Source organism: Mesorhizobium sp. WSM4906 (assembly GCF_029674625.1).
GTDB lineage: Bacteria > Pseudomonadota > Alphaproteobacteria > Rhizobiales > Rhizobiaceae > Mesorhizobium.
The window spans coordinates 3028498-3054873 of record NZ_CP121355.1 but is presented as its reverse complement, the minus strand read 5'-3'; the positions used below and the strand labels follow the sequence as shown (position 1 = coordinate 3054873).

The window sequence follows — 26376 nt, the reverse complement described above, 5'->3', positions numbered from 1 at the left end:
GATGCGCGCGCTGCGGCTTGGCACGTCCTGGGGAGGTTTGTTGTCGGGGCCTTTGGCCTGGGCAATTTCGACGCAGCTGAACTACGCGCTCGTGCACTGGCAGTGCAATCGCCAGGTGCAGGTGGTGCTCCCGTTGGCGCTGTTGCTCGCGGTGTTTTCGCTGCTCGGCGGCGCGCTGTCATGGCGGGCGAAGCGGCAGGGCGGCGCCGCCTTCAAGCCCGAGCGCACACGCGGCACCGAGCGTTTCGTCGCCGATCTCGGGATGCTCGCGGCGCTGCTGTTCGCCCTCGTCATCGTCATGCAGGGCAGCGCGGCGCTCATCCTCGACGAGTGCCTGCGATGAGCCTCGAAGTGTTCTTCTCGACCTCTATCTGCTACGGCGCCGGTGCGCCGGAAGCCGGATGGACGTTGGCGCTACCCATCACCCTTCCCTTGCTGGCGATCGCTATGATCTATGGGATCGGCGCAGGTCGTCTGTGGCGTCGCAGCGGCCGAGGCCGTCACGAGCGGCTGCAGCAAGCTCTGTTGTTCGCGGCCGGCTGGAGCGTGCTGACCGTTGCGCTGGTCAGCCCCATCCATGCGCTCGGCGAGCGGGTGTTTTCTGCCCATATGGTCGAGCATGAATTGCTGATGGCCGTGGCGGCGCCGCTTCTTGTCGCCGCCAGTCCCGGCGCGGCCTTGATGTGGGCATTGCCAACCACACTCCGTCGAGAGACGGGAAAGCTCACCCATGGCAAGGTGCTGCAGGCGCTCTGGGCCTTCGCCGCTCGTCCGCTCAGCGCGACGATCCTCCATGGAATAGCGATCTGGATCTGGCATATCCCGGTGCTGTTCGAGGCAGCGCTGCAGCAGGGTGTGCTGCATTATGCGCAGCATGCGAGCTTCCTCGGCACTGGCTTGCTGTTCTGGTGGGTGCTTCTGCCGCGCTCCGGCCGACAGCAGACCTATGGCATCTCCGTCATGCATCTGTTCTTCACCTCCCTGCACACCGGCTTGCTTGGCGTCCTGCTGCTGGTCTCGCCAAGACTCTGGTACCCGGAAAATGCCTCCGGCGCCGCGCTCTGGCGCCTGAGCCCGCTCGAGGATCAGCAACTCGCCGGGCTTGTGATGTGGGTGCCGGCCGGGCTGATCTACGGCGGAGCCGCTTTGCTGCTCGCCGGCCTCTGGATAAGCAACAGCGGAACCAGGGAGGCGGCCCATGCGCTCCGACCTGGCTAAGCTGCTCAGTGGCGTGATCGTCGGTGTCGTGCTTCTGGCCATCGGGGTCGCGGCGGGAAGCCTGTGGATTGACCGGCGCGAGCGTGTTCGGCACGAGTCCGATGTCGCAACCGGCGGCGTGGGGGATCGCGCCATTCCGATCATGACCGCGAATGGCTGCTCCGGCTGCCATACAATTGCCGGCGTGCCGGGGGCGCAAGGTCAGGTCGGGCCGCGGCTCGACGGCAGCCTTGCCGGGCGCATCTACATCGGGGGTGTGCTGGCGAACAATCCGGAGAACCTGATCCGCTGGATCCGCTCGGCACGGGAAATCAATCCGCACACCGCCATGCCGTCGACAAGGATCACCGAGCAGCAGGCGCGCGATGTCGCGGCCTACCTCTACGGGCTGAGATGATCCGCAAGGGACCGAGATCGCAAGCCGCGTGCAAGATCACCGCGGTTCCAGGATGAGAATGACGAATAGGCAGACAGGCAGGCCGCTCGCCCGCGGTTCCGTCCGGAACTAGGTCAAAACAAGAAGATGAGGCGGTTCGCCGTTTCCGTGAAACAGTGAACCGCTCTAATCGCCGTCTCAGCGCTTGGCGCTGTCGCTGTCTGCTTCCGCACGCGTCAGGAACGTCTGGGTGACCTGCGGAAGGTGGTCCTTCAGCCACTCGGCCATGGCTTCCTCTTCGCGCAGGTTCTGTTCGCACACGCGGGCAATCTCGGCTTCGCCCACTGCATTGGCCGCAGCGATGAGGATCGTGTAGGACGCGATTTCCATATGCTCGAACGTGTAGCTCGCCAGAGAGCCTTTCATGACTTCGTCACCGGCGAAGACGCCGCTGATAGACTGCGCGGTGGCGGTCAGCTTGCCGCCTGCGTCCTTCAGCACGGACGATCCTTCGTCGAGGCCATCCAGGCAGGTCTTCAGCCGTCTGGACTGCTCTTTCGTTTCTTCCAGATGGCTACGGATTCGCTCGCTGAGTTCAGGGTAACTGTCTATCCGACTCAATTGGCCCGACAGCATCGTCTCGGCCTGTTCCTCCATTGCGTGAGCGTCCCTCAGCCATTGAACAAGCCATTCGCGCGATTCAGCCATTGCAGTGTCTCCATCGTTGACGCTGCCCAAACCGAGGGTGGCGCGCATTGTTCCTTGGACGTGTTAAAAAGCATCAAGATTTCCGGGACGAGGACAGGTCGGAACCGGAGAATTGTTCTCGCACCGATTCGTCGGTCTTGTCGGCCGCGGCTTTGACGACGCCGCCGACCTTGTCGGCCAGCGTTCCCTCGCTCGAGGCCTGCCGTCCGGCTTCGTCGCTCGCCGTCTGGTAGGCTTCGGCCGCGACTTGCTTTGCAGCGTCGAGGCCTTCTTTCAAAGTGTCTTCGGCACTGTCCCGAAGCCTCTCGCGATAGGCACCCAATCGCTCATCCTCGACCTCAGTGTGGGGCAGCATGGCGCCGATCGCAGCGCCGATGGCGAGGCCGATGGCGGCTGCAGCGAGAGGCTGGTCCTGAAGCATACCATGCGCCGAGCGGCCGGCACTCGTTGCCATGTCGGCCGCAGCCGCCGCCGAACTCGCCAGTGTGTCGGCTGCGCTGCTTGCCACGTTCGACATTGTGCCGGCAGCTTCGGTTGACATTCCCGCGACAGTTCCGGCCGCTCCGCTGGCCGCTTCGGCAACAGAGTCCGCGGCATCCGAGGCGGTCGAACCGATTCCAGCGCCGAATGATCGATGATCGGGGCCAGGACCGCGCCGCGTCGCATCATCGGTATCAGCTGAGGTGGCGGAAGCGCCGCTGCCCAACATCAGCCAGGCCAGGCCCGCGCCGATCACAGTCAGCGGCAACGGATTGTCCCGCACCTGGGCCTTCAGGTTGTGAAGCATGTCGGAGCCCGCGCTGCCTCTGAAAAGCCCAGTAAATTCGTCGAAGAGCTGCCCGGGGGTCATTTTGTCGCGAATGGAGTCGGCGGTCGCCACCACCCTTGCGCGCGTAGCTTCCGCCTCGCGTTCGATCTCGGCTGCGGATCTCTCGGTCATCTCGCTTGTTCCTTGATCACTTTCACGTCACGCTTGAGCTGTTCCTGTGTGCGGTCCGGCGCGAGCTCGGAAAGCGCCATGCTCGCCGTGCCGGTCCGCAACAGGATCACCCCAAGCACGGCCACGACGACGCCGATGAGCAAAGCGGACCACCCGGCGCCCAGACCAAGGCGGGCCAGGGCGATGACGAGTGCCTGCAACAAAACCAGCAGCGCTGCGAGCAGGCATATCGCGCCGCCCAGCACCTCGACGGCGCCTGCGCCAGCCCTGGTCGCATTCTCCGAGATCTCCGCTCTTAGGAGCCTCGCCTCCGTTTGCACGAGCGTGCTGACCTGTTGCGCCAGATCGGCGACCAATATGCCGAGACTTGGATTATCCTGAGTGCTCATTTCTTCAGCTCCGCTGCTTTGCCGGGTATGCCGCCATCGGAACCCCAATTTGCTGGAGCGTTATCCCGGCGCGCGCTCGTTCCGATGCCGGTTTGTCCGGAATGTTCAGGTTTGGCCGCGTCCTGCGTCGGGTGGCGCGTGCCGGGCGGCGAAGCCTTTACGAAGCGGCCAAGTGCCAATCCCGCCAGGACCGAACCGGCAAGAAGCGCTCCAGGATTTCGGCGGCCAAAGGACTGAACGTCTTCAAGCACCTGTCCGAACGACTTCTCTTTCCACGAGGAGGACAGCCGTTCCAGCCCGCTTGCGGCCTCCTGCATGAAATTGGAGACCGCACTCTGGTCACTGTTGGCCAAGTGGTCGCTCGCGGCGCGCAGGGCGCCGCCGAAAGCGGCCAGGCTCGATCCGATATCGCGCTGCGTCTGCTCCGCCTTTTCGGCGGCAGCCTGCCGAGCTTCCGCGGCATAAGCCTCCGCCCTGCGGGCGACCTCGTCGCGAGCATCGTGAAGAGCTTCGCCGGCGCTTTGGGTTTCTTGCCGGATTCGGTCGGAAACTTCGTCCTTCGCCTCGGAAAAGTCGGCGGTCTCGCGGCCCCGATCATTCTCGCGCTGCATGGTGCCTCCTAGTGAAAGCCGAGGAAGGAAAGCACTGCTAGCACAACGACAATCAGACCTATCAGATAGATGACACTGTTCATGGTGCACCTCCTCGATCTAATCCGAACCTCCCGCCCGCCGCGATGTTCCCCTGGACGAGCAGCTTTTTAGCGAGTTCTCATTTCCCCTCGGGCTTTGCTCTCAAAGGGGCAACCTCCTCGTCTGGACAAAGCAGCCCCGGAGCGTCGTATCGGAACGTTCCTCGTGCTGTCGACGCGGGCGTGTCTTAGGGACCGGAGAGTTGAATAGATTCCCAGAGACCGGGCCGGCAAAGCTCGCGAAAGCGGCAATCTTGTCGATCATCGTCAGAACCGCCTGCGGCTTGCTTTGATGCACCATATGTCCAGCATCCCGGACGATATCGACCAGCGAGTGGTCTATCTCGGCCTGCAGCCGTAGCGCCTCGGCCTTGGCATCGAACAGCTGATCGCGGGCGCCGGCAATTATCCCAACAGGAATGGCGATGTCGGCATATTGACGATGTGGGAACAGTGCTGAGGCAAGCATCAGGAACGACTCCGCAGAGATGGACCGCAGTTGCGAGGGGCGGCTCGCGAGCCCCCTTGTCGTTGCTGCGAAAGGCGTCGCGACGGTTGCCGGGTGGAATATCTTCTCCATCGCCCAGCGCCAGTTCAGCCTGACCAACGAAGGCAGTAGGGCGTGACGCAAAACCGTACCTATCAGCGGGATGGCCGGCAGCGCCGAGATGGCAAGTGCCAGCCTTGGCGGCGGATAATGGTAGCCAGCGACAACGACAACACCGGCGACGGATCGGGGATGCCGTCGCGCCATCTCGAGCGCCACGGTGGCTCCCCATGAGTGCCCGACAACCACATAGCTCCCGATGCCGAGTTTTTCGGCAGCGGCCTGGATGAGATCGGCCTGGGCGCCGGCTGTCCAAGGTCTGCCTACCGGGCGTGGGCTCAGGCCGAAGCCGGGCCTGTCAAAGGCAAGCACACGATACCTGGCAGCGGCTTTGTCGAAGATGCCGCTTGTTGTGAAGTCCTCCGCCGAAGCGCCGTTGCCGTGCAGGAGCAGCACCGGTTGCCCATTGCCCGCTTCCAGGAAATGCAGCGTGGTTCCGCGGAGGTGGATGAAGCGCCCGAGCGGACGTCCAGCCAATGCCTGTCTCGCGAGGAGATTGTTGTAGAGCGCCAGCCCAGCCGTTGCCGCTGCAAGCAACAGGAGCAGGTTCCGCCTGGACCTTGTCACGAGAGCAGTCGCGTCGCTGCTCGCGATCAGGCCGACCCCTTCTGAGGCAGTTCGGTCTCTTCCTCGACCTGATCCCGCAGCGCCTGTCGTCCGGACTTTCGATCTTCAGCCCGAGGCGAGCGCTTTTGCCGTTCCAACTCGCGATCCACCGTCTCGCTCGAGCCTTCCGCGGGGTCTTGCTCCGGCAATGTCTCGGCTTGCCGGTTTGCCCGACCGCTGCTGGATTCCGACGCGACAGGATCGCTCTTTCCGGGGGACTTATTCATCGTATGCTTCTCTGTTGGACCGAAGGGCTGCATGGCTGCCGTGGATGAATCGGGTGCCAAACTCCTGACGTCGCTCTTTGTTCCGCCACTGCTGACCGTTACCGCAGGCCCTCGGCGTCGTCCGGCGCCTCATGGTCGGGCTCGGCAGCTTCCAAGGCATCGATAACCGGTGCCAGTGAATTCTCCTCATCAGAATTCGATTCGGTCTCCGCATTCTCGGCGCCGCTTTTATCGAGCGCGCGTCGGACGACGTCTTCGATGTTGCCCACCTCCTGCTCCCGCACTTCGCGGCGGTAGCCGGCGGCATCGGCGTCCTGCTCGAACTGCCGCGCCAGCATCGGAACACTGACCTCGGTGTCGGCGGGCAGGGTGCCGACATTCTCCTCCAGCCAGCTGCGCAGGAATTTCTTCGTCGCATTCATGGGCATCTCCTTGCAGCGAGATAACCCGACCCTGGCACCGAGGTTCCCGCTAATCCGAGACCACGACGAACGAATGGATCGATGGACGGTTGGGAGCCCGAACATTCCCGCGAGATTCCATGACCTTCCATGTTCACAGCATTTCACACGAGCGGGATGGACCAGCCTGGACCGAGACAAGCTCCTGTTCCAGTCCAATATTTCCATCAACGGGCTGATCGACGATGAAACGGTCAGCTTCTTCCTCGGTCGTTTGGACACCGTGCGCAAAAAAACAGTCAGGACATGATCATGGAGCTGAACACGAGCGGCGGCGAAGCGGACTCGGCGCGGCGCCGAAGCCCTTCAACGTCAGAATGATAGGCGGCGTTCTGCGTTAGACTTGGATACGGGGAACCTTCGTATCGCAAACCAGAGGTCACGGGAACAAACAAGCCTGTCTTCGGTTCGGAAATTACAACGGAGACAAATCAATGAAAACGTTCGCTCTGACGGTCGCGACGGTTATGCTTGCGTCGCCGGCCTTGGCCCAATCAACCTCGACCACGGAAAAGACCGGCGTGAATTCGGTTCTGGGTGTTGCACCGTCGACGCAGGACTTCGTTACCGAAGCAGCCGCCAGCGACATGTTCGAGATTGAGTCCAGCAAGCTGGCGCTTGAACGGTCCGACGAAGCGACGAAGGCCTTTGCCAAGCAGATGGTCGCCGACCACGAGAAAACCACCGCCGATCTGAAGGGCCTCGTGACCAGCGGAAAGGTGAAGGCCACGCTTCCGACGGCCATGACCGACAAGCAGCAGTCGACCCTCAACGATTTGAAGGCGCTGCAGGGCAATGACTTCACCAAGCGGTACCATTCCGATCAGGTCGATGCGCACAAGGATGCGGTCGATCTCTTCAAGCGCTACAGCGAGGGTGGCGAACAGGCCGATCTGAAGGCATGGGCAGGGACGACATTGCCGCATCTGCAGCACCACCTGGACATGGCCAACGGACTTAACAAGTAGGCCTACCCTGACTTGGCGACGCGTAGGAGGCACTGCACCTCGCGTCGCCAGCCGATTTGGCGGGAACCCGCATTGCCCTCAGCGTTTAGCAGGCATGGCGACATTGCAGCTTCAAGAAGCGCTCACCAAGGTCGGCACGATGACGTCCGGCCAGCGGCCTTTTTGATTCTGGGCGGCTACACTGTTTGTTGGCTTGTCTTTGAACGAGAAGGATCGGATTGCAGCACAACGCGATATCTTCTGGTCGCGGCGCCCGTTCCGATGCGCGAACCTCGTTCCACGGGCAGAGTAATAGACCCACAGCAGCACGACCATCAGCGCGCCGGCAGCGCCATAAAAGGCGGCGATGGCGCTGGTCGAAGCACCAGCAGCCGGTTTGACATTCCGATCAGTTCAGGCATGTCTTCCGAGGACAGGATTATGGCGAGGCCCTGCGCCGCCTTCTGCCTTATGATGCGGTAAATTTCCGCGCGGCGCCGATATCGACGCCGCGCGTAGGGTTGTTGAGCAGGAGCAGGCATGGCTGGACGGCTAGGCATTTGCCGATCACCACCTTTTGCAGATTACCTCCGGAGAGCGAACGACAGGACCCTTTGCGCCTTGATGCCGATCTGGGCGATGAGATCGCCCGCGATGGTGGTTGCAGCGGCGCGATCGAAGACCGGCCCATGATGCGGGGGGCGGGCCATCACCAGATTCTCGAGTACGCTGAACTCGGCAATCAGCCCTTCATTTTTGCGATCGCCCGGCAGATGAGCAACACCCCGCCGCCAAGCGAAAGTCGGGCTCGACGGCGCGTATGAACCGCCCGCGAGCTTCATGGAGCCATGGCGCAAAGGCAAGTCGCCGCAAATGGCCGCAAACAGCGCTTCGGCACTGGCGCCTTTCAATCTGGCAAGGCCGAGGATTTCGCTGGCACCAACATCCAGGCTGACATTATTGAGCTCGCGGCCAACGGCAGCGTCACTGACTTCGAGAACGACGGGCCCTCGCGCCTTGTCATCTCTCGCCGGTCGCGGCGGATAAATGCTTTTCGCAAGCTCGCGCCCCACCATGCGACGATGAATTTCACCCGACGCGATCTCGCTCGTGCGATACGTGCCGACGAATTGCCCGTCTTTGAGAATCGTCAACTCATCCCCTACGGCAAGCACCTCGTCGAGGTGATGAGAAACCTCGCAGGTTCGGCTGGCGGTGCAGGGGATGGATCGAGTCGTGCGTCTGGTGACGCGCAAGCCGATGCTTGGCGAACCTCGTGGCGAACCACCCTACCATTGATAATAAAGATAATGGTGGGCCCGGAGGATGTCAGTTGATTGAACTCTAACCGATTTCAATAAAATCAATAACTTACGGTATATTTTGTAACGTTGTGACGCACAGCCTAATGACCTGGAATTGGGATAAAAAGCGAAGTCTTGGTTGTGCCAGGTGAATCAGGCACGACGCAGCCGACGGCGAGCGCCCAAACTCAAGCACTCGCCTACTCGATGTGCTGCGACGACGAGCTACAGGTTTTTAGACGTCGGCTGCTGCCCTGGCCCGAGAGCCCTAAGACGCAGTAGCGAGCCCTGTGGATAGTAATCGCCTGTTTACCATGGCGATGGCTTCGAATTGCTCGAAGACCAATTGCAGGCCCCACCTATCAGCGTTGCCTGAAAGGGCAACGCCCCCGCCGAGGGCCGGCGGCCGAAGCGTTCAGTTGTTCCCCAACACATGATATGCATCGGTCGCCGGTTCTCACCTGAGTCTCCATTCATGAGCTTCGTTCCGCTCTACATCGCGGCCACCGGCGCCGTAGTGCTCGCGCTCGCCTCTAGCTCACCCCGCCCGAGCCGAACGCAGCTTTGAAAGCGCCCGCCACAACTCCGTTTCGTCGGTGAGGCCGTTCTCGAAAGCATCGATGACTTCGCGGGCAAGGCGCTCCCTCTGCTCCGAATCTTTCAGGGCCAGACGGCGCTCTTTGCACAGTTGGTCGAATACCCTTTGAAGGATGTCGATATCGGCGGGCATGTATATGCCGCTGTATCTTTTGGAAGCCATGACGCTTTCATTCCTCACCGGGGCGAAGGCGTGATGAGCGCCTGCTTGCCTCGGCTGGGCGCGGACGACAGAGGCATTTTACACTCGCCGCAGCTACCTAGCGAATCCTCCGTAAGAAAACAGACCATTGCCCCGAATAGGGTCCAGCCAGCACGCGGTTCGTCCAAGGAGCTAATAGCCGGATCTTCATTCGCACGTATCGTATATTAGCAATGAAATGTCCTCAGCCGGTGCCCGTCCCCCGGACCCCACCGGTTAGGCCGGCACTGTTCTGGCCTACCCCGCCCAGGTGCCGGGCCGCCCCCCGCACACCTTACACATCGAGATACACCCAAAAGAAGTCAGGCCCGCTTTCTTGAAGGCTTAGGACTTTGGGCCGTATGAACCCCGTTATGACGAGCAAGGCAAAACGGCTTTCGGCATTCGACCTTGACGAGCTGCGCGAGGCTTTCAAGAAGTCTGTTCGCGAGCAGGAGCAAACACCTATCGATTGGGAGGAATGCGCCAAACAATTCCTTCAGCGAGCCATCCAAGGAGGCGCGGAACGATTCCGCCGCTTTCGAATTAACCGTTAGGTGGTCGATCACAGGACTGTAGCCGCCTCAGTGACAACCGAAAGCCCGTCGCTTACGCTCATTAGCTGCGACGGGTTTTCCGTTTGGGCGCTGCCAGATTTCAAACTCAGACCGGTCCATATTAGCGAGTGCTTGACGAAGCCGCCAGCCGCGCCAGACTCTCACCCATGGCGAAGGGCATCAAGGTCGGCGATGAAGTCGCCATCACAGCGACCGTGCGCCGACGTGTGACTGAGGATCGCGTCAGCGTCTCGATCCCGTCTTATGGGTTTCCGCACTCGGTCGTCGACCGGACATCGACGGTGAAGAAAGGCCAGCACATAGAATTGACAGGCGACGTCACGCATATCGAAGGGGATTGGGTGACTGTGAACCTGGGTGTTCCTGTGACGGTGAACATGGATACCCTCAGGCTAGTGACATCCTATGTGCCACCGAAGCGGAAGGCCCCGCTGGTGGACAAGGCCTAAAGAAAAACCCGCTGGTCGAGCCAGCGGGCCAAGGTCCACTTTCTGAATCTAGCAGCCTTCGGTTGTCGTTTTCATCTGGCCCGGCGCAGCGGCTTTGGTGTCGGTATCTTGTTGCCCGGGCGCTGCCTGTTTCGCGCTGCCGGTCTGTTGTCCAGGGGCGCAATCCTTGGCCGAGTTGGGATTGGTCGACTTGGTCGTTGTCGTGTCCGTGTTCTGGTCGCTCGGCATTGTAGTGCTTGTTGTGGAAGAACCACTGGAAGTGGTGCTATTCGTTTGCCCGAAGGCAAGACCGGTAGACAGGGCCATCATGGCTGCTGCGAATAAAAGCCGGGTCATCATCATCTCCTAATGGGCGGTCCCTTCCAATTCATAACCCGAGTGTCCGCATCCGGTTCCTATATCGATGCAATCGACCCTCGCCGTCGCTCCCCACTTCCTCTCCGATTTCATCCGCGCTTTGTCATCGCTTTTCGCCAGGGCGCCTGACGTGGATCTCTCCTAGATTCCATCTTCCCGAAAATCATGCAGCGAGGCGTGGCGCAAGTCCTCCTCGCCGCGCAGATGCTTCACGCGGCCGATCAGCCCCGGTTTGACCCATTGCGTCGCCGGCCGCCCATCCCCTTCGGCGCCGGCCCGGCATGCTCTTGAACGCACTGCCAGAGCCGCTCGCGCACCGCTCTTCCGGCATTGATGAAAGCCGAGCCGACATAACGCCCGGTGCCGCGCTCGGCCATCAGCGCGAAGGCCGGCTTGCCTGGCTCGCGCTCGACGCCGATAAGGTCATGTTCGTCGACAGTGTAGCACTTCGCCTTCAGCCAGTTTGTCGACGGTCCTGAGCGATACTTGCTCTGTCGAGACGACACCTTCAAGGCCTGCCTTGTCCATCAGGTAGAAGACCGCCGCGCCTGTGCCTCGAAGCGCTGTTCGCTGAACTGGATCCGCTCGCCTGCAGGGATCGATGCCTGCAGCACTTCTCGCCGGTCTTCTAGAGCCATGTCCCGGAGATCATGGCCGTTGAGATGGAGGAGGTCGAAGGCCACGAAATAGAGGTCGTCCTGACGCTGGGTGATCGCTTTGCGCAACACGCCGAAGTCCGAAACGCCTGCTTCATTCAGGACGATGATTTCGGCATCGATGATCGCGCTTTGACCGTTGAGCCCTCTGGCTGTCTCGACTAGGGCGCGATACCTGGCTGTCCAGTCGAGCCCGCGTCGGGTGAAGATGCGAACGTCAGCGTCATCTATCACGATCTGAGAGCGGTAGCCGTCGAACTTCACTTCATGCAGCCATCCCTCACCTTGGTGCGACCCGCATACAGATCGCGGTCCTTTCCGAGCACATCCGGTATGCCGTAGGCAATCTGGCTTGCGAATTCCGTTTCGCCTTCGGCCGGGATGCCGCCGGCGCCCCCGAGTGGGTTCGGCGTTTGCCATGTGCCCGACGCATCGATAACCGCACGCGCCCTGTCTCGCCTTAGCGAGATCGAGTTCCGCGTAGGGCGTGCCCTTCTCGCGCAGCAACTGGGGCGGCGGTGAAGCCCATCGCCTTGATCAGTTCTACGAGCTTCTCGCGCGACGGCGGGTTCTTCAGATATTCGATCGACCGAGTTCGTCGCCGAGTCGATCCAGGAGGTCTACAAGACGATCCTCGAGGCGATGTTGCTGGTCATCATCGTCATCATCGTCTTCCTGCAATCGGGGCGCATGGCGATCGTGCCGATCGTGGCGATCCCCGTGTCGCTGATCGGCGCGCTGGCGGTGCTTTACGCCGCCGGCTTCTCACTCAACATGCTGACGCTGTTCGGCCTCGTTCTGGCGATCGGCATCGTCGTCGACGATGCGATCGTCGTGGTCGAGAACGTCGAGCGCAATATCGCCAGTGGGCTGGCGCCCAATCCGGCGTCGCACCTGACCATGGACGAAGTCGGAACGGCGGTCATCGCGATCTCGCTGGTGTTGATAGCCGTGTTCGTACCGACAGCCTTCATCCCCGGCATTTCTGGGCAGTTCTACCTGCAGTTTGCGATCACCATCGCTGTGTCAACGGCGATCTCGGCATTCAATTCGCTGACGCTTTCGCCGGCGCTGGCCGCACTGCTGTTCAAGCCGCACCACGCTGCGGCGGCGCCGCCGCGCTTTTTCCTGGCGCGGTTCGGACGGGCGCTCGCCGACGGCTTCAATCGCGGCTTCGACAGGGTCGCGCATTGGTATTCGAGCATCATCCACGCGCTGGTCGGCTCGCGGATAGCGATCGGCGCCATGCTGGCCGTTTTCGCGGCCCTCATCTACGCCACCGTCTACATGGTGCAGACGGTGCCGCGCGGTTTCATTCCGTCGCTCGACCAGGGATATGCGATCGTCGTCGTCCAGTTGCCGGACGGCGCCTCGCTGTCGAGAACCGATGCGGTCATCCAGCAGGCGTCGCAGATCATCCAGAAAACGCCTGGCGTCGACTACGCAGTCGCCTTCGCCGGCTTCTCCGGCGCGACCTTCACCAACGCCAGCAACGCGGGTGTGATCTTTGCCAGGTTCAAGCCGTTTGACGAGCGGCTGAAGGCCGGCCAGTCGGCGACCAAGGTCATCGGCAATCTGTTCGGCAGCCTGCAAAGCATCAAGGAAGCCTTCATTATCGCACTGCCACCGCCGCCAGTCCGCGGCGTCGGCAATGCGGGAGGCTTCAAGCTGCAGATCCAGGAGCGCAACAGCGCCGACATGCGGCAGATCTTGGCGCTTGCCTACGAAATCGCCGGCAAAGCCAACAAGACGCCGGGGCTGACGGGCGTGTTCACCACGTTCTCCGCCTCGAGCCCGCAATTCTTCCTGGCGATCGATCGCGACAAGGCGCGCATCCTGAACGTGCCGATCCCCAACATCTTCGAGACGCTGTCGATCAATTTGGGCACCGCCTATGTCAACGACTTCAACGCTTTCGGGCGCGTCTACCAGGTGCGGGCGCAGGCCGATCAGGCGTTCCGCCTCGATCGCGCCGACATCTTGAAACTGAAGGTGCGCTCGGCGACCGGCGCGCTGGTTCCGCTCGGCACGTTGATCGAGATCCGCGATGTCACCGGTCCGGCGCTGGTCCAGCGCTACAACATGTACGTCTCGGTGCCGTTGCAGGGCAACGCCGCGCCCGGCGTTTCCACGGGCGACGCGCTGGCATTGATGGAGGGGATCACGGCAAAGACGCTGCCGGCCGGTACCTCCTATGAATGGACCGAGCTCGCCTATCAGGAGCGCAACACCGGCAATGCCGCTGTCTATATCTTCGGACTGTCGGTGCTGTTCGTGTTCCTGGCGCTGGCGGCGCAATATGAAAGCTGGGTGCTGCCGTTCGCCATTGTGCTGGTGGTGCCGCTCGGCGTGCTCGCGGCGTTGCTGGGCGTGACTTTCCGAGGGCTGGACAACAACATCCTCGTGCAGATCGGCCTCATCGTAGTGATCGGGCTTGCCGCCAAGAACGCGATCCTGATCGTCGAATTCGCACGGCAAGCGCAGGAACGCGGCCTGTCGGCCGCCGAGGCTGCCGTCGAAGCCTGCCGCCTCAGGCTGCGGCCGATCCTGATGACCGCCTTCTCGTTCATCCTCGGCGTCGTGCCGCTGATGATCGCAACAGGCCCGGGCGCAGAAATGCGCCAGTCGCTCGGCACAGCGGTGTTCTCCGGCATGCTCGGCGTCACCTTCGTCGGCCTGTTCCTGACGCCGGTGTTCTACGTCATGCTCAGGTCGCTGTTTTCACGGCGCAAGCCCCATGCCGAGGCCAGGCCTTCGGGGCCGGCAGAGGAGCCATCGGAGACGGCTGCCGAGTAGCGCAACCGCGACCTCCGGAGTCCTCGCTTGCGATGTCTGCTTTCAGGACGCGGCAGCTGATCTCTACGGACGAGATGGGGTCGCAACTTGCCTGATGTCTAATATAAGCGCACACTAAATTCAGGAGAGAGGCTCACCAACAAGATCGGGAGGAAATCATGAATGCCATGAGCTTTGCCACCCTTGAAGGCGGCACGACGACCGTCGAGGCCGCAACGCTTGAAGCCTTTTCGGCACAAATACGTGGCACGGTGCTGCGGGAAGGCGACGCCGCCTACGACGACATACGCAGCATCTGGAATAGCATGATCGACCGGCGGCCTGCGCTGATCGTTTGCTGCGTCGGCGCCTCGGACGTCATTGCCGCCGTGAACTTCGCACGGGAAAACAAGCTCCTCGTCTCCGTGCGCGGCGGTGGCCACAACATCGCCGGCAGCGCCGTCTGCGATAGCGGCCTGATGATCGACCTGTCGCCGATGAAGTCGGTGCGGGTCGATGTCGGGGCACGGCGGGCCTGGGTCGGACCCGGCGCCACGCTCGTCGATGTCGACAGGGAAACACAGGCCTTCGGATTGGCCCTGCCGACCGGCATCAACTCGACCACGGGTATTGCCGGCCTGACGCTGGGTGGCGGCTTCGGCTGGATCACCCGCAAATTCGGGCTGACGATCGACAATCTGGTTTCCGCCGACGTGGTCACCGCCGACGGCAAGTTGCTGCGCGCTAGCCAGAGCGAGAACCCCGACCTGTTCTGGGCGCTGCGCGGCGGCGGCGGCAATTTCGGCGTCGTCACGGCATTCGAGTTCCAACTCCATCAGTTCGGGCCGCAAGTGCTGTCGGGGCTTGTCGTCCATCCTTTCGCCGATGCGCGGAAGGTGCTGCGGGAGTATCGCGAGGCGCTGGAAGCGGCCCCCGACGAACTGACTTGCTGGGTGGTCATGCGGCAGGCGCCGCCGCTTCCCTTCCTGTCGGCCGAATGGCACGGCAAGGATGTGCTGGTGCTGGCTATGTGCTATTGCGGCGATACCCTGGCCGGCGAAAAGGCGACGCAGGGGCTTCGCGCCATCGGCACGCCGATCGCCGACGTCGTCGGTTCCAATCCGTTCACCGGCTGGCAGCAAGCCTTCGACCCGCTGCTTGCGCCGGGCGCCCGCAACTACTGGAAAAGCCACGACTTCACCGAGCTCTCCGACAGCGCGATCGAGGTCACCACGGCGGCGATTGCCAGGCTTCCGGGTCCGGAATGCGAAATATTCTTCGGCCATGTCGGTGGGGCGGCGGGCCGGGTCACGGCGGACGCCACCGCGTTTCCGCAGCGCAGCTCGCATTTCGTCATGAACGTCCATGCCCGCTGGCGCGAACCGGCAATGGACCAGGCGTGCATCGACTGGGCTCGCAGTATCTACGAGCAAGCACGACCCTACGCCGCTGGCACGGCTTATGTGAACTTCATGCCAGAGGACGAGGTCGACAGGGTCGAAGCGGCCTATGGCGGCAACTATCGGCGGCTGCTGGACATCAAGCAGCGCTATGACCCGCAAAACCTGTTCCGCATGAACCAGAACCTGCGTCCGATGGTGGGCCTGCGGGCGGCCTAGACATCAAGCTCCAGGGGACGGCGCGCTTAGTCGCATCGTCCCTGACGGTTTGACATGGCTTGATCTCGCATCAGCAGGATTCAGAAACACAGGCGGTAGCTTTCGCTGCGACAACCGGATCGTACGTCCTCACCTGGTACCGGCACGACCTCTGCACCCGCTAGCCTGCTACGGCAGCTTCAGGGAACGGCAACGCTGATCTGTACGGCCGAGATCGGGGCGCGAAGCTGCTGATCATGAAATGGGGCCCGCGTTCCGATCTACAGAACGATCTATCCCGAGGCGGCCGGAGAAGGTTGCTCTGTCAGTGAGAGCGAGCTCTTGAAGCCCAGACAGGCGCGGTCTGCAGCAAATAGCTCGGGATTGCCACTCGGCTCCAACGAGCGAAGTGCTGTCCAAATTTGGCGACATTCTCTAAGGCTGGGGAGTGGGCTGTTCCACTCCCCAGCTTTATATTTCAGCAATTTCAGCGGGACAAAGGCTCCGAGGTTGACGGCATTTTGCGTTTATTTCGCTTAGGAAAACTGGGCGGCCAAGTGGCTACATCTCTAACGCCTTGGGCCCGCCATCAGCCTAGTTTGGACTGTTGTATATGGTGCCCGAACCAGTATCGACGCCGCCACCTCCATCAGTCCCGTTGTAAATATTGCCGCCCCCCAATGTCTGGAGTGGGGGCAGCGTAACCGGGCTCGTAGGGGTGCGACCGTCATTTACAGCATCGCCTTGGACGACGCCGGACACGCCGCCAGGTGGCGCCGAATTACGCAGCGCAGCGGTCGACACTGGCGAAGTCGATGGGCCTTGGCCGCAAGCCTGGGACCAAGCTGGCGAAGAGCAGGAGTAAAAGCGTTCTCCACGATAGCACAGAGCCGCAGCGGTCCTACAAGCTCCGATGGGCGCGGGGGTAAGTGTATCATTTTAATACAATCCTCAATTTGTAGACTCCTGCGATGCATCGGCAGCTAGTGTCTCGGTCCGGGCCTATGGAGGGAAGGCCGCGGACCGGGAGGAAAGCGATGTCTGTCCAAGAAGACTATCGAACGAACAGAGCCGACTATGTGATCGCCGCGACGAAAGGCCAAGCGGCCGTCGATTTCGATCGCAATCATATACTGGAAAGAAAAAAGAAGTCTCTGTGGCTAAGGGACCCGCGAACCGCCAGACTGGCTGCAAATCCGTGTGAAAGCTTGCCAGGACCAAGATCCAGACCACGCGGGAATTAGAGACCGGTGTTCCGCAGCGGCGCGTGCGGCTACTCTTGGATCCGCCTTATAGATGCGTGCCGTTCATTGCGGCAGGAGCGTATATTTATCATCAGCCGGTGCCGTGTTTGTTTCCGAGCCCCCGCCTGTTAGACCCGGCTCGTGCTGGCCTACCCGCCAGTGCGCCGGGCCGCTCCCGCAGTTCACCTATTCATCTCGCCAGACCACCCGCTTCTCCCATCTGATCTCCACCAGGCGCCGGAGGCGGATCGTGTGCGACTGCTCTCCTGTCGGGTGGAATAGCTGCGCGCTCATCCACTCCCGGCTGCCGCACTGCTGGCAGCGCACCTTGTCCCGCACCTCATCGATCGTAACGTTGCCGATCACCTCCCGCAGCTCGAGCGGCTTGTAGTAGCGCGTGATGTTGCAGCGGGCGCAGCGGATGCCCGCCACTTGCCCGGCATCATGGGCATGCGTCAGGGTCCAGGCGACGCCTCTCGGCCACTTTTCGGGTTGTTCCGGCATTCCTTGAAGTGAGGAACATATTCCTGTGTCGTCAAGAGGTCTCTTGACTCCCGCGTTCTCTTTTTGTTCACTGATGGCAGGATAGCCACAGGAGGCGGAAATGCCACTTCGATTGGTGATCGAGAACGCAACGTTTGAAGAACTTGCCCGCGGGGTAGCCGCTGCGGGGGCGGTTTTTGAGGACTCTGGAATTTCCTACGAGGACGCGGCGAGCGGCATGTTCGCGGTTGAACTGTGGGATATGAAGGGTTTTCCTGAAGATGCGGAACCCACTGAGGATCAGGATGCGACGGCCAGTGTTTGGTTGAAGGCCGAGCGGGCCGCGTGCGAAGCATGTTGTGCTGGTTGGCCCGCGGATAAGGTCGTCCGAGCCCATGGAGTTTTGGGAATCGGCGCGGTCGAGCCGAGGGTGAAGATGGCCAATCTGGCGACTTGGCCGGACAGGCAGCGGCGCTACCGGGAGATCATTCAGCGCCTCGAAACAGCCACCGGTCCTGACCGGCAGCTCGACATCGACATCTGCTATGTCATGGGTTGGGTCAATGAGCCGGGGACGCCCGAAGAGGCCGCTGCTTTGGGCCTTCCGTATCTCACGAGCAACCTGGCTGAGGTTGCGGCCATCACCGAGAAATCCCTTCAGGGCTGGAAGATCGAGGTCGACCAGGATCCTTGTGATGCCCGCATTATCCAACTGGACCGCTACGAAGATGACGACGATGACTTGAGCGTCGCCGCGTGGCGTTGTGCTGATGGCTATCTGCACATGGAGAAGCCGCCAGCCAATACCGCGATTGCCCTCACGCTGGCGGCCATGCGTCTTCAAGCTGATAGTTTTCTGCCTCCGGCATGGTGAGGCGAAGCCGTGGCATCCCGGCGCCTTCGATCATCGATCGTGACATGCCGCACCAAGTTGCCCTGCCCGACGACATCTGCACCGATCGCAACTTCTCGCTGATCAGGCGTTTCCTTCAGGAGCGAGGGCTGACATGCAGGACAAGAGCGGTGATCGCGGTTTGGGAGGGCGGCAAGCAGGAACAATGGCGGCTGCATTGCTTCGCCGATCGCGAGGCCGCCAGGGCTTTCCTTGACCACTTCGGTGGCATCGTATTCGATCCGAAGCGTGACAGGGAAAACGGGCGTGCACGCGGCGTGTGGCGCCGCCAGGGCGCCTATGAGCGAATTCTGGAGATCGGGCCGCTCAGCGTGCCGGAAATCCTGCGGAACTGAGGTAGAGGGAATGTGCGGACGCTACACCCGTTATCTGCCGTGGTCGGAGATCCACCGCCTCTACCGGCTGACGGCTCCCGCCGACGTCGGGCGCAACGACGCACCGCGCTACAACATCGCGCCGACCGACGAGGTGCCGTTCATCACGGCGGCCGACGACGGCAACCACAAGGTACGCACCGGGCGATGGTGGCTGGTACCCTTCTGGGCCAAAGAGATGCCGAAGGCGGCGATGTTCAATGCCCGCATCGAGAGCGTCGACACGAAGCCGGCCTTTCGGGACGCCTTCAAGTCGAAGCGTTGCCTTGTCCCGGCCGACGGCTATTACGAATGGACGATCTCGCCCGCCGACGGCAAGAAAGACCCCTGGCTCATTTTCCAGCCGGGCCACGCGCCTTTCTCGTTCGCCGGCCTGTGGGCCTACAATTCGAACCTTGACGTGACGAGCTGCACGATCATCATCGAGCCATCCGCGGCACCGGTCGATCAGATCCACGATCGCCAGCCGCTCATTCTCGATCCCGCCTATTACGATGCCTGGCTCGACCCCAAGACGCCGGCAGGCGATCTGAGGGACATTCTGAACCACGACATCGACGGGCAATTGCAGTTCTATCGTGTCGGTCGAGAGGTGAATGCTGCGGCCATCGACAAGAAACCGAATGACCATGCCGGGCTCATCGAACCGATCAAGCTGCTATGAGCGATGAACCGACGCGACCCGGCGAACCGATCCAGCCGCGCGAGCATGGCCCTCTCGGGCATGCCTGCGAGCACGCCGGATGCGGCAAGGATGCCGGCTGGGGTTTTGCCCGACCGCGCCAGCCGTCGCACTGGTTTTGCTTTGAACACCGCGGCGAGGGAGAGAAATTCCTATGATAAGCCCTCCTAGGCGCGCCAGTGCCTACCCGGACCGCGAGATTGACTGTCAGGAAGCAATGGAGCCGGGGTTCCAAGCCATTGTTGATTGCATGTTGGATGCGGGCTGGCAGCGCGGCGAAGTTATTCGCGCCCTGCGGCGCCTGATCGCCGCCGACAACATGACCCAGAAGGAAAACGCCAAGGTTGAGGCAGAGCTTGCCATTGCTCGGGCGATGATCCGCGCCGGTAAGCAGTTTTGATGAGGTAGCGGCCTTCGGCCTTTTATTTCAGAATTCGCCGTAGCCCCGTTTTTCTTACGTTAGCGAATGCTCATATTGACGAAGCCGTTGGCTGCACCAGACTCTCCTGGGTGGATAAAGAGCATCACATGTCCGAAGCGACTTCATTGAAGGCGCCAGACAGGCTGCGGCTTGCTGTGGCGTAGCTGCAGGAGATCAGAAATGAAAACAGCTGTTTCGACCCCCTTCACAAGACGAGGCGTTGTCGCTGTGTTGGCGGCGGCCGCCGCGTCTATGGCTGTATTGCCGGCTCACGATGCACTCGCGCAGACAAAGCCAACGAAGCCTGAGAAAAGTCTATATGAGCGGCTGGGTGGCGTGTTCGCCATAGCTGCTGTGGTGGACCACTTCAGTGACGCCGTGGTGAAGAATCCCATTGTCGGCCAGAAGGCCAAGAACCCCCAGCTGCGGGAATGGCATACCAAGAACCTTGAACGGCTGCCCGGCCTCAAGTTCATGCGCACGCTTTGGGTCTGCGACGTTTCGGGCGGTCCTTTTAAGTTTGTGGCCACCAGGCCGGGCTCGACACCACTCGGCCTTGAGGAAGCCCACCGCCGCTTGAAAATCTCGCCCGCGGAGTTCGATGAGGTCGCAGCGGAGCTCGGACGAACCCTGGACCACTTCAAGATTCCCAAGCCCGAGAAAGACGAGGTTCTGGCAGCCTTCGCCGCGCACAAAGACGAGGTTACCGCCGGCTACCGCGAAAAGGGCTGAAGCCGCTCGCGCAAGGCTGCGCGCCTTGGCCGCCATGTTCCCATCCCTGTCGTCGTTCTGATCAACAGGAACATTTGGCGGCCAGCAGCTGCCTAGCTTTCTTCCCGAAAATCCTTGAGTGAGGCGTGGCGAAGTTTCTCCTCACCCTTCAGAAACTTGACCCGGCCGACTAGACCGGGCCTCAGCCATTCAGCTCTTTCTTTCGTCAGGCCCTTTGGTGGCGGTGCCCCGGTCTTACCCTGCACGCGCTCCCATAATGCCTGCCGCTTGTCGGCTTTGAAAGTGACGAAGGCACCGCCCATGTAGCGGCCGTTGTCAGCCATCAACACCATCGCCGGCTTCCCGGTCTCTCGCTTGACCCCGATGATCTCCATCTCCTTCTCGACGTAGCATTTGATCTTGCGCCAATTCATCGTCGAACCGCTGCGATAGACGCTGTCCAGCCGCTTCGAAACGATGCCCTCCAGCCCGGCTTCGCACGCGAGGTGATAGACGGCATCGCCGGTGCCTGGCAGCGCCTCGCTGAATTGGATATGGCCGCCAGAGGGAATGAGCGCCTGCAGAATCTCCCGGCGGTCTTTCAGCCCCATGTCGCGCAGGTCGTGGCCGTTAAGGTGAAGGAGATCGAACGCGACGAGATAGAGATCCTGCGGGCGTCTGGTGATCGCCGCGCGCAGCGCATGGAAGTCGGACAGCCCAGCTTCGTTGGTCACGATCGTCTCGCATTCGATGATGAAGCTTTGTGCCTCGATCGAACTCGCCTCCGTGGCAAGCGGGAGATATTTGGCCGTCCAGTCAATCCCGGTCTTGGTGTAGAGGCGGATGCCGTCAGCATCCTTGATGAGCTGGGTGCGGTAGCCGTCGAATTTGACCTCGTGGCTCCATCCCTCGCCCTTGGGCGGCTGCTCGACCAGATCGGGCTCCATCGGACGAATGAAGGATAACCGGACGCCGCCGGCGGGCTTACGCATCGAAACCCCACGCGATACTCGAATTTGATTCAAATATCGCACAGCCGCAGGCGTTCCGTTAGCGATTGCTGAAAAAGCAGATTGGAACGTTCGTGCCCGGTGATGGGTTTCCCTGCCAGGAGGAACAGCGCCATGACGGACGACAAGAGCAAACGTGATTTCCGCGACCGCGACCGCGTGTCGGCAGATGAGGACTACGAGGTGAGGTATTTCGCCAAGCAGCACCGGATCACGCCCGAGCAAGTTCGGGAACTGATCGGCGAGCACGGCAACGACCGCAAGACGCTCGAGCGCGAGGCTAGGAAGTTGCGCGGGTGACGAAGCTTTCGGACCTTGGGCCACCCATCCTCGGGCGACGACACGGGGGCGACCCTCCCCGCGAGCAGGAGCATTTCTACGATTGCAGGAAATGCGGCCAGCCGGTCGACCGGCGCGATCTCCGCCAGGTCATTTGGCATGAGCGGCCGGACCATGAGCCGCTTGAACTGGATGGTTGATCTCAGATTCTTTCGGGCACGCGGAACCAATTTCGCACATCGAAGTTAGAAAGCGCCGCTTTGAGGGACTCTCGCGATGTTGCTAGCTCGGGACGATGCGATCTCCATGGCTGTTTTGGCCGGCAGAGGCGCCGACGCGGAAATCTTCGGAGTGATCGACCTCGCCAGCAAAATTGAAACCCGGATCTGCGCTATCAGCCTAGGGCGCGCCATCCAATTTGTCGCCAATGCGTCGGTGCTTGGTTACGACGTTCGCGGTGCGATGGTCCTGTATGGGGAACCAGGAACGCCAAGCTTGAGGATCTGGGACTGCGAACACCTTTGGGCGCAATACGGCGGCGCTTTGCTCGAGCCATAGGGCATGGCCATAGCTGTCGCAACGAAAATACGCGGTCCGGAGGTCGGGGCCAGTCGTTCGATCAAATAGTGCGCGATTTTCGCAACAGGCATGCCCATCGGATTGGCGTATAGTGAAGGCGATCAACCAAGATCAGTTCCCAGAGACTCTATAAATAGTCAAAGTAACAGATGAAGACGTGCCGAGATACTGCAAACTTTTTGCCATAGTTGTGGGCACGGCGCTAACTAGTCTTCCCGTTCTGCCCGCCGATGGTCTCGGCGGCATGTCCGCTCAGACATGTCCTCCACCCCGAGCGACAACCTACTCGACGCTGGCCGCAGCCCTGCTCAACAGGCCGGGAAAACATTTCCCAGTCCCGCTCAGTCTGCCCCGCGCGAACGTGTATTCCCCATAACTCAACGACCGGGATGGGGCGTAATCGGTCGCTCTGCTTGGAGACACGAGGACGAAAATCGGACATTCCGCCGGCCCACCTCGCCGAAGCGGCAATCCATCTAAAGCTGATATTGATAGCAAATGGATGATTCCACTTATTCCAGGACGGGTACGGACAAGCTGTGAAACTCTTCAAAATGGCCGGGAAAATTATGGGCCAAATAACGCACAACCTTGGAACTATCCATCAACCGGTCAAAATAGCGGCTGGCCGCGACCAGCTCCAGGCTCGCTGGCCCGCGTCGTTCCACGGCGCTTAGATACGCCAAGCAAAGCTTGGCCAACTCGGGCTCCATCTCTGCCATTTGATCTTCGGAAAGGCCGGCAATCTCCTTTCGCGGATCGGCATCCTTGGCCAGAAGGGACCGTGGCGTAAGAGCGACGAGCATTTTCACGTAGTTGAACCTGACCCGCTTCATGGCAATCATCAGCCGGGCAATCTCCACTTGCCTGACCGGAACGACCAGCCCGAGCAAGGCGAAAAGCTTTGCCGGTCCAGTGCAGTCCCGCAGCAGATTCCGGACTTCCGGGCAAACCTCGCCGGCGGGGAGCAGGGGGGCGCTCGGTACAGAGGCGGGCTGAAGCGAGCGTTGTGCGGGCGGCAAGCCTTGAACCCTCTGTGCCAATGATTTTGGCATCGTCGCAAGGCCCTCGGATGCAAGCAGGGCGCGGAACTGCCAGTCGCCCGTAATCAAAAGAACCGCCGCGGCGATACATTCCAGGCGTTTTTCCAGTTCTTCTGATTCTTCTATGAAGGCACGCTTTCGTTTGCATTCCGCGACATAGGTCTTGAGGAGCCTGGGGCCGAAACGACGCATCCTTGGCGCTTGCTGGTCGAGGGCAAAACGCCTCGCGTTTCTGCGGTCACTGTGCAGGAGCGCCTCGTAGGCGGCTTCCCGGCTCAGGCGCTTAACGTTCATAGTGCGCCCTCGACGGATACCCGCTCCGCCAACGCAACAAGCGGCTCGAGCGTGGGAAAGAGATATGAATCCAGCCGCGCCCCGTTGTCAGCATGCAATTCCCGTTTGCCAGCGATCTCACATGCGGGAGCAATCAGGTAGTCTCGAATGGTGAGGTCGCCGGGATTCATCCGGATCAGGACAAAAATGTCCGGCGTTGGCTGATGATCAGCCCTCGAGAACCAGCGCGGATAGCCAAGGCCGGAAACCCTGCAGCGTCCTACCGCGATCGCCACAGTGATCTCATGGTTGATCCGCAACAGGTCCGTCTCCGTATCATAGGTCGCAAACGCGCCACACTTTTCAAACGCCGCCATCAGATCCTGGATCGCCCCCTGCCTCATCGTTTCCAGGCGCCGGTTCACATGGATGAAGCGGCAACTCTTGGGTGGCTGGTATCCGATCAGTTCATAGGCTTTGACGATGCTTCCGAAACGCGAGTGATAGCGCGTGGACGGCGGGCAATCGGGTGCGGCGTCGACAATCGAGGCGGACAAGGCGCCGCGACGGGCCAGGAGCGCCTTGAGGGCGGCCAACATCTCCTCGTTTGTCATGTGGCGATAGATGGTCTTGAGGATAGCCTGCGCTTGGCTGAACACCTTGCGGTCCACGATCGGCTCCAAGACGTTTTCCGCCCGCACCCACTGTTCCGGGGGATTGCTGACATGACAGCCTTTGAGCCTGGTCGAGCTCCTGTTCCAAACGCTGTTGCCGATGTAGTTTTCGTTGGTCAGCAGCGAGTGCATAGACTCCCGTGTCCATGGGCGCCCGCGGTCGGTCAGCACGCTGCGTTTGTTGAGCAGTCTTGCGATCTGAAGCTCTGTCTTTCGTGTTTTGACAAAGTGATCGAAGATCCATCGCACGGTTGCGATCTCGCCGGGCGGGCCGGGCACCAGAACGATTCGATCCGTCTGCAGGCTCTTGTATTCGTGGGATGAAAGAATGCCTTTTGGGTGCCCCTGTTGGTCGATAAGTAAGCGTCGTAGGCCGAGCCCAGCCTTTGCGCCTTGGCGAAATCCCATCCGGATCAGCCTTACCTGACCCAGGAACACTTTCTGCGACAGCATGCGGCTATGCTCGGCCGCCATGCTGCGCTTGATAGCCTTGAGCACATCGGATCCGATGCTTCCGTCGTTTGCAAACTGCTCGGCGCAAAATTCGATCCGCACCCCGGCCATCTGGCACCGGTACTCATAAGCGGCGCTCTCATCGATATTCTGGAAGCGTCCCCAGCGGCTGACATCATATACAACGACCGTCTCGAAATCGGCTGTCCCGCTCTCGACATCGGCCAGCAACTGCTGAAGGCCCGGACGCCCTCCCAGCTTTAGACCACTGCGACCGACGTCCTCATAGGTGGCGACGATGTCGTAGCCCATGATATCGGCATAGTCGCGGATGGCATCCTTCTGGTTGTCGATCGAGTAAGTCTGGTGCTCGGTCGACATGCGCAGATACTGGGCTGCGCGCACCATGCGCCTGCCCGAGGGAGCACTGCGAACCGATGCAACCTTGTCCATCGCTTTCCGTCGTCTTATCGATGTCTCAAACTAGCGCCAAGCGCACAGAGGAAAAGGGTATGCGGCACTACGTCGGGCTAGTTCATAGAGACGGCGACAGCGACTTTGGAGTGTCTTTTCCCGACTTTCCGGGCGTCGTCACTGCCGGTGCAAGCCTGGGCGAGGTGCGTGAGCTCGCTGCGCAGGCGCTGGCGTTCCATGTCGAGGGCCTTGTTGAGGATGGGGAAACAATTCCCGAGCCTTCATCGCTCAGCACGGTGACGGCTGGAGAACAGTGTTCAGGGGTCCCGATCTTGGTCCCGCTAAGAGTGAAGCAGGCCGGGCAATCGTTCCTCGGGTAAGCGCCGTCTTTCCGTTTTGGCGACCATGCTCTTCAACAGCCGGGAAACCATGACTCACTTCGTGAGCGGGCTTTGCCGCCGTTCCGCCGCAATGCGAGACCACTGCGGCCGGGTACGCCCCTGTTTCTTTTGGTCTTTGGGGCTTCAAAGGAGTTCTGGAGATGATGATCAAGAAGGTTTTCGTGGCGGTGCTGATGACCGCAGCCCTTGCCGGATGCGAGACACAAACCGAGGGTCAGCAGAGGGCCACCACGGGCGCGCTGATCGGCGGCGCCGGCGGCGCGCTGGTCGGCCAGGCCATCGGCGGCAACACCAAGAGTACGGTGATCGGCGCTGCGAGCGGCGCGCTGCTCGGCGCCGTCGTCGGCAGCGCGACCACTCCGAAGCGCCGCGGCGAGCAGCTCTGCCGCTACCAGGACCGCTACGGCCGGATTTACACCGCGCCCTGCGACGACCGCTACTATAACGGCGATTACTGATCGCCAGCCTTTTGACGGGAGGGGAGACTGGTGGTCTGGGACGCCCTTCTCCCCTCTAAATGTCATTCTTTTGTGCGCTACTCGATGTAGAAAGCGTTGGCGGCGGTGCTTGTGGCGGTCGAATTGACGACGAGCCCTGGCGCCCTGAAAACCCGATACATGCGACCGAAGCCGCGCAGCCTGAAATCTACGCACCGTCTTCGAGGATGACGAAGCTTTCTAAGCTCGGCCCTCGTCCAGAGGTGACGGTGCACCGCCAGCCGGCCGCTGACGAAGATTCGAACTTCTGTGGTATGAGA

General features: G+C 61.2%; 29 protein-coding genes and 5 pseudogenes. 17 read left to right on the top strand and 17 right to left on the bottom strand.

Annotation, left to right across the window (positions count from 1 at the left end):
- Position 1 precedes the first annotated feature (1 nt).
- Genes QAZ22_RS14665 through QAZ22_RS14655 form a run of 3 tightly spaced genes read left to right on the top strand, consistent with a single transcriptional unit; the run spans position 2 to position 1615 of the window.
- Positions 2-343, top strand: coding sequence for a hypothetical protein (locus QAZ22_RS14665; protein ID WP_278207480.1), 342 nt, complete (start codon positions 2-4; stop codon positions 341-343).
- Complete coding sequence (locus QAZ22_RS14660; protein WP_278207479.1) at positions 340-1218, top strand: cytochrome c oxidase assembly protein; 879 nt, start codon at positions 340-342, stop codon at positions 1216-1218. The genes QAZ22_RS14665 and QAZ22_RS14660 overlap by 4 nt, the downstream gene beginning before the upstream one ends.
- Positions 1199-1615, top strand: coding sequence for a cytochrome c (locus QAZ22_RS14655; RefSeq protein ID WP_278207477.1), 417 nt, complete (start codon positions 1199-1201; stop codon positions 1613-1615). Before QAZ22_RS14660 ends, QAZ22_RS14655 begins: the two co-directional genes overlap by 20 nt.
- 177 nt (positions 1616-1792) lie before the next feature.
- Here QAZ22_RS14655 and QAZ22_RS14650 read toward each other — a convergent pair whose 3' ends face one another.
- The 6 genes from QAZ22_RS14650 to QAZ22_RS14625 form a co-directional block, all read right to left on the bottom strand.
- On the bottom strand, positions 1793-2302 hold the full coding sequence (locus QAZ22_RS14650; RefSeq protein ID WP_278207476.1) for a DUF892 family protein: 510 nt from the start codon (positions 2300-2302) through the stop codon (positions 1793-1795).
- A gap of 73 nt (positions 2303-2375) precedes the next feature.
- Positions 2376-3242 (bottom strand): DUF3618 domain-containing protein, encoded by an 867-nt coding sequence (locus QAZ22_RS14645; protein WP_278207475.1) that lies wholly within the window; start codon positions 3240-3242, stop codon positions 2376-2378.
- On the bottom strand, positions 3239-3631 hold the full coding sequence (locus QAZ22_RS14640; RefSeq protein ID WP_278207473.1) for a phage holin family protein: 393 nt from the start codon (positions 3629-3631) through the stop codon (positions 3239-3241). Before QAZ22_RS14640 ends, QAZ22_RS14645 begins: the two co-directional genes overlap by 4 nt.
- Positions 3628-4242: a hypothetical protein gene (locus QAZ22_RS14635; protein ID WP_278207472.1), complete on the bottom strand. Its 615-nt coding sequence runs from the start codon at positions 4240-4242 to the stop codon at positions 3628-3630. The genes QAZ22_RS14640 and QAZ22_RS14635 overlap by 4 nt, the downstream gene beginning before the upstream one ends.
- 183 nt (positions 4243-4425) lie before the next feature.
- Positions 4426-5466, bottom strand: coding sequence for an alpha/beta hydrolase (locus tag QAZ22_RS14630; protein WP_278207471.1), 1041 nt, complete (start codon positions 5464-5466; stop codon positions 4426-4428).
- Between the two features lie 394 nt (positions 5467-5860).
- Positions 5861-6184: a hypothetical protein gene (locus QAZ22_RS14625; protein ID WP_278207468.1), complete on the bottom strand. Its 324-nt coding sequence runs from the start codon at positions 6182-6184 to the stop codon at positions 5861-5863.
- 473 nt (positions 6185-6657) lie between these two features.
- Here QAZ22_RS14625 and QAZ22_RS14620 point away from each other — a divergent pair, with 473 nt between their 5' ends.
- The gene (locus QAZ22_RS14620) at positions 6658-7191 is read left to right on the top strand and encodes a DUF4142 domain-containing protein (protein WP_278074730.1); all 534 of its coding nucleotides are present in this window, start codon (positions 6658-6660) and stop codon (positions 7189-7191) included.
- A 111-nt stretch (positions 7192-7302) separates the two neighbouring features.
- Here QAZ22_RS14620 and QAZ22_RS14615 read toward each other — a convergent pair whose 3' ends face one another.
- From QAZ22_RS14615 to QAZ22_RS14605, 3 genes are all read right to left on the bottom strand, one after another.
- The gene (locus tag QAZ22_RS14615) at positions 7303-7506 is read right to left on the bottom strand and encodes a hypothetical protein (RefSeq protein ID WP_278207467.1); all 204 of its coding nucleotides are present in this window, start codon (positions 7504-7506) and stop codon (positions 7303-7305) included.
- 248 nt (positions 7507-7754) lie between these two features.
- Positions 7755-8324 carry a hypothetical protein gene (locus QAZ22_RS14610; protein WP_278207466.1) on the bottom strand — a complete coding sequence of 190 codons (570 nt, stop codon included), beginning with the start codon at positions 8322-8324 and terminating at the stop codon, positions 7755-7757.
- 688 nt (positions 8325-9012) lie between these two features.
- The gene (locus QAZ22_RS14605; protein ID WP_278074735.1) at positions 9013-9234 is read right to left on the bottom strand and encodes an RNA-binding protein; all 222 of its coding nucleotides are present in this window, start codon (positions 9232-9234) and stop codon (positions 9013-9015) included.
- Between the two features lie 392 nt (positions 9235-9626).
- Between QAZ22_RS14605 and QAZ22_RS14600 the strand changes: the two genes are divergently transcribed.
- Together QAZ22_RS14600 and QAZ22_RS14595 are read left to right on the top strand one after the other, a co-directional pair.
- A complete protein-coding gene (locus QAZ22_RS14600; RefSeq protein ID WP_278207464.1) occupies positions 9627-9809 on the top strand; it encodes a hypothetical protein in 183 nt (60 codons plus the stop codon).
- 167 nt (positions 9810-9976) lie between these two features.
- The gene (locus QAZ22_RS14595) at positions 9977-10279 is read left to right on the top strand and encodes a hypothetical protein (protein WP_278074737.1); all 303 of its coding nucleotides are present in this window, start codon (positions 9977-9979) and stop codon (positions 10277-10279) included.
- 48 nt (positions 10280-10327) lie between these two features.
- On the opposite strand, the gene QAZ22_RS14590 is transcribed toward QAZ22_RS14595, so the two are convergent.
- The 4 genes and pseudogenes from QAZ22_RS14590 to QAZ22_RS14575 form a co-directional block, all read right to left on the bottom strand.
- A complete protein-coding gene (locus QAZ22_RS14590; RefSeq protein WP_278207463.1) occupies positions 10328-10615 on the bottom strand; it encodes a hypothetical protein in 288 nt (95 codons plus the stop codon).
- 162 nt (positions 10616-10777) lie between these two features.
- Positions 10778-11565: pseudogene (locus tag QAZ22_RS14585) on the bottom strand (ATP-dependent DNA ligase).
- Positions 11566-11573: 8 nt separating this feature from the next.
- A pseudogene (locus QAZ22_RS14580) lies at positions 11574-11753 on the bottom strand (flavoprotein); the annotation flags it as partial.
- 1 nt (position 11754) lies between these two features.
- Positions 11755-11878 (bottom strand): annotated as a pseudogene (locus QAZ22_RS14575) (arsenate reductase); the annotation flags it as partial.
- A 2-nt stretch (positions 11879-11880) separates the two neighbouring features.
- Between QAZ22_RS14575 and QAZ22_RS14570 the strand changes: the two are divergent.
- Both QAZ22_RS14570 and QAZ22_RS14565 read left to right on the top strand, forming a co-directional pair.
- Positions 11881-14088: pseudogene (locus QAZ22_RS14570) on the top strand (efflux RND transporter permease subunit); the annotation flags it as partial.
- Positions 14089-14246: 158 nt separating this feature from the next.
- Positions 14247-15686 (top strand): FAD-binding oxidoreductase, encoded by a 1440-nt coding sequence (locus QAZ22_RS14565; protein ID WP_278207461.1) that lies wholly within the window; start codon positions 14247-14249, stop codon positions 15684-15686.
- A 1409-nt stretch (positions 15687-17095) separates the two neighbouring features.
- Here QAZ22_RS14565 and QAZ22_RS14560 read toward each other — a convergent pair.
- On the bottom strand, positions 17096-17341 hold the full coding sequence (locus QAZ22_RS14560; protein ID WP_278207460.1) for a hypothetical protein: 246 nt from the start codon (positions 17339-17341) through the stop codon (positions 17096-17098).
- Between the two features lie 172 nt (positions 17342-17513).
- Here QAZ22_RS14560 and QAZ22_RS14555 point away from each other — a divergent pair, with 172 nt between their 5' ends.
- From QAZ22_RS14555 to QAZ22_RS14530, 5 genes are all read left to right on the top strand, one after another.
- Positions 17514-18266 carry a hypothetical protein gene (locus QAZ22_RS14555; protein ID WP_278207459.1) on the top strand — a complete coding sequence of 251 codons (753 nt, stop codon included), beginning with the start codon at positions 17514-17516 and terminating at the stop codon, positions 18264-18266.
- Positions 18267-18310: 44 nt separating this feature from the next.
- On the top strand, positions 18311-18640 hold the full coding sequence (locus tag QAZ22_RS14550; RefSeq protein WP_278207458.1) for a hypothetical protein: 330 nt from the start codon (positions 18311-18313) through the stop codon (positions 18638-18640).
- Positions 18641-18650: 10 nt separating this feature from the next.
- Positions 18651-19343 carry an SOS response-associated peptidase gene (locus QAZ22_RS14545; RefSeq protein WP_278207457.1) on the top strand — a complete coding sequence of 231 codons (693 nt, stop codon included), beginning with the start codon at positions 18651-18653 and terminating at the stop codon, positions 19341-19343.
- Between the two features lie 235 nt (positions 19344-19578).
- Positions 19579-19761: a hypothetical protein gene (locus QAZ22_RS14535; RefSeq protein ID WP_278207455.1), complete on the top strand. Its 183-nt coding sequence runs from the start codon at positions 19579-19581 to the stop codon at positions 19759-19761.
- A 201-nt stretch (positions 19762-19962) separates the two neighbouring features.
- Positions 19963-20514: a group 1 truncated hemoglobin gene (locus QAZ22_RS14530; RefSeq protein ID WP_278207454.1), complete on the top strand. Its 552-nt coding sequence runs from the start codon at positions 19963-19965 to the stop codon at positions 20512-20514.
- Between the two features lie 92 nt (positions 20515-20606).
- On the opposite strand, the gene QAZ22_RS14525 is transcribed toward QAZ22_RS14530, so the two are convergent.
- On the bottom strand, positions 20607-21485 hold the full coding sequence (locus QAZ22_RS14525) for an ATP-dependent DNA ligase (RefSeq protein WP_278207452.1): 879 nt from the start codon (positions 21483-21485) through the stop codon (positions 20607-20609).
- Between the two features lie 132 nt (positions 21486-21617).
- Between QAZ22_RS14525 and QAZ22_RS14520 the strand changes: the two genes are divergently transcribed.
- Together QAZ22_RS14520 and QAZ22_RS14515 are read left to right on the top strand one after the other, a co-directional pair.
- On the top strand, positions 21618-21803 hold the full coding sequence (locus tag QAZ22_RS14520; RefSeq protein WP_278074746.1) for a DUF3606 domain-containing protein: 186 nt from the start codon (positions 21618-21620) through the stop codon (positions 21801-21803).
- A gap of 285 nt (positions 21804-22088) precedes the next feature.
- Positions 22089-22340: a hypothetical protein gene (locus tag QAZ22_RS14515; RefSeq protein ID WP_278074747.1), complete on the top strand. Its 252-nt coding sequence runs from the start codon at positions 22089-22091 to the stop codon at positions 22338-22340.
- A 533-nt stretch (positions 22341-22873) separates the two neighbouring features.
- Here QAZ22_RS14515 and QAZ22_RS14510 read toward each other — a convergent pair.
- Together QAZ22_RS14510 and QAZ22_RS14505 are read right to left on the bottom strand one after the other, a co-directional pair.
- Positions 22874-23698, bottom strand: coding sequence for a plasmid partitioning protein RepB C-terminal domain-containing protein (locus QAZ22_RS14510; protein WP_278207451.1), 825 nt, complete (start codon positions 23696-23698; stop codon positions 22874-22876).
- Positions 23695-25257, bottom strand: a complete 1563-nt coding sequence (locus QAZ22_RS14505; protein WP_278207450.1) for a recombinase family protein — start codon at positions 25255-25257, stop codon at positions 23695-23697. Before QAZ22_RS14505 ends, QAZ22_RS14510 begins: the two co-directional genes overlap by 4 nt.
- Positions 25258-25316: 59 nt before the next feature.
- Here QAZ22_RS14505 and QAZ22_RS14500 point away from each other — a divergent pair.
- Positions 25317-25508 (top strand): annotated as a pseudogene (locus QAZ22_RS14500) (type II toxin-antitoxin system HicB family antitoxin); the annotation flags it as partial.
- Between the two features lie 251 nt (positions 25509-25759).
- On the top strand, positions 25760-26077 hold the full coding sequence (locus tag QAZ22_RS14495) for a YMGG-like glycine zipper-containing protein (protein ID WP_278074750.1): 318 nt from the start codon (positions 25760-25762) through the stop codon (positions 26075-26077).
- The last annotated feature ends 299 nt before the right edge of the window (positions 26078-26376 follow it).

Excerpts from the sequence above, each read along its gene's own strand:
- QAZ22_RS14665 (WP_278207480.1), top strand. The coding sequence starts at position 2 with ATGCGCGCGCTGCGGCTTGGCACGTCCTGGGGAGGTTTGTTGTCGGGG.
- QAZ22_RS14660 (WP_278207479.1), top strand. The coding sequence starts at position 340 with ATGAGCCTCGAAGTGTTCTTCTCGACCTCTATCTGCTACGGCGCCGGT.
- QAZ22_RS14655 (WP_278207477.1), top strand. The coding sequence starts at position 1,199 with ATGCGCTCCGACCTGGCTAAGCTGCTCAGTGGCGTGATCGTCGGTGTC.
- QAZ22_RS14650 (WP_278207476.1), bottom strand. The coding sequence starts at position 2,302 with ATGGCTGAATCGCGCGAATGGCTTGTTCAATGGCTGAGGGACGCTCAC.
- QAZ22_RS14645 (WP_278207475.1), bottom strand. The coding sequence starts at position 3,242 with ATGACCGAGAGATCCGCAGCCGAGATCGAACGCGAGGCGGAAGCTACG.
- QAZ22_RS14640 (WP_278207473.1), bottom strand. The coding sequence starts at position 3,631 with ATGAGCACTCAGGATAATCCAAGTCTCGGCATATTGGTCGCCGATCTG.
- QAZ22_RS14635 (WP_278207472.1), bottom strand. The coding sequence starts at position 4,242 with ATGCAGCGCGAGAATGATCGGGGCCGCGAGACCGCCGACTTTTCCGAG.
- QAZ22_RS14625 (WP_278207468.1), bottom strand. The coding sequence starts at position 6,184 with ATGAATGCGACGAAGAAATTCCTGCGCAGCTGGCTGGAGGAGAATGTC.
- QAZ22_RS14620 (WP_278074730.1), top strand. The coding sequence starts at position 6,658 with ATGAAAACGTTCGCTCTGACGGTCGCGACGGTTATGCTTGCGTCGCCG.
- QAZ22_RS14615 (WP_278207467.1), bottom strand. The coding sequence starts at position 7,506 with ATGGTCGTGCTGCTGTGGGTCTATTACTCTGCCCGTGGAACGAGGTTC.
- QAZ22_RS14605 (WP_278074735.1), bottom strand. The coding sequence starts at position 9,234 with ATGGCTTCCAAAAGATACAGCGGCATATACATGCCCGCCGATATCGAC.
- QAZ22_RS14600 (WP_278207464.1), top strand. The coding sequence starts at position 9,627 with ATGACGAGCAAGGCAAAACGGCTTTCGGCATTCGACCTTGACGAGCTG.
- QAZ22_RS14595 (WP_278074737.1), top strand. The coding sequence starts at position 9,977 with ATGGCGAAGGGCATCAAGGTCGGCGATGAAGTCGCCATCACAGCGACC.
- QAZ22_RS14590 (WP_278207463.1), bottom strand. The coding sequence starts at position 10,615 with ATGACCCGGCTTTTATTCGCAGCAGCCATGATGGCCCTGTCTACCGGT.
- QAZ22_RS14565 (WP_278207461.1), top strand. The coding sequence starts at position 14,247 with ATGAATGCCATGAGCTTTGCCACCCTTGAAGGCGGCACGACGACCGTC.
- QAZ22_RS14555 (WP_278207459.1), top strand. The coding sequence starts at position 17,514 with ATGCCACTTCGATTGGTGATCGAGAACGCAACGTTTGAAGAACTTGCC.
- QAZ22_RS14550 (WP_278207458.1), top strand. The coding sequence starts at position 18,311 with ATGCCGCACCAAGTTGCCCTGCCCGACGACATCTGCACCGATCGCAAC.
- QAZ22_RS14545 (WP_278207457.1), top strand. The coding sequence starts at position 18,651 with ATGTGCGGACGCTACACCCGTTATCTGCCGTGGTCGGAGATCCACCGC.
- QAZ22_RS14535 (WP_278207455.1), top strand. The coding sequence starts at position 19,579 with ATGGAGCCGGGGTTCCAAGCCATTGTTGATTGCATGTTGGATGCGGGC.
- QAZ22_RS14530 (WP_278207454.1), top strand. The coding sequence starts at position 19,963 with ATGAAAACAGCTGTTTCGACCCCCTTCACAAGACGAGGCGTTGTCGCT.
- QAZ22_RS14525 (WP_278207452.1), bottom strand. The coding sequence starts at position 21,485 with ATGCGTAAGCCCGCCGGCGGCGTCCGGTTATCCTTCATTCGTCCGATG.
- QAZ22_RS14520 (WP_278074746.1), top strand. The coding sequence starts at position 21,618 with ATGACGGACGACAAGAGCAAACGTGATTTCCGCGACCGCGACCGCGTG.
- QAZ22_RS14515 (WP_278074747.1), top strand. The coding sequence starts at position 22,089 with ATGGCTGTTTTGGCCGGCAGAGGCGCCGACGCGGAAATCTTCGGAGTG.
- QAZ22_RS14510 (WP_278207451.1), bottom strand. The coding sequence starts at position 23,698 with ATGAACGTTAAGCGCCTGAGCCGGGAAGCCGCCTACGAGGCGCTCCTG.
- QAZ22_RS14505 (WP_278207450.1), bottom strand. The coding sequence starts at position 25,257 with ATGGACAAGGTTGCATCGGTTCGCAGTGCTCCCTCGGGCAGGCGCATG.
- QAZ22_RS14495 (WP_278074750.1), top strand. The coding sequence starts at position 25,760 with ATGATGATCAAGAAGGTTTTCGTGGCGGTGCTGATGACCGCAGCCCTT.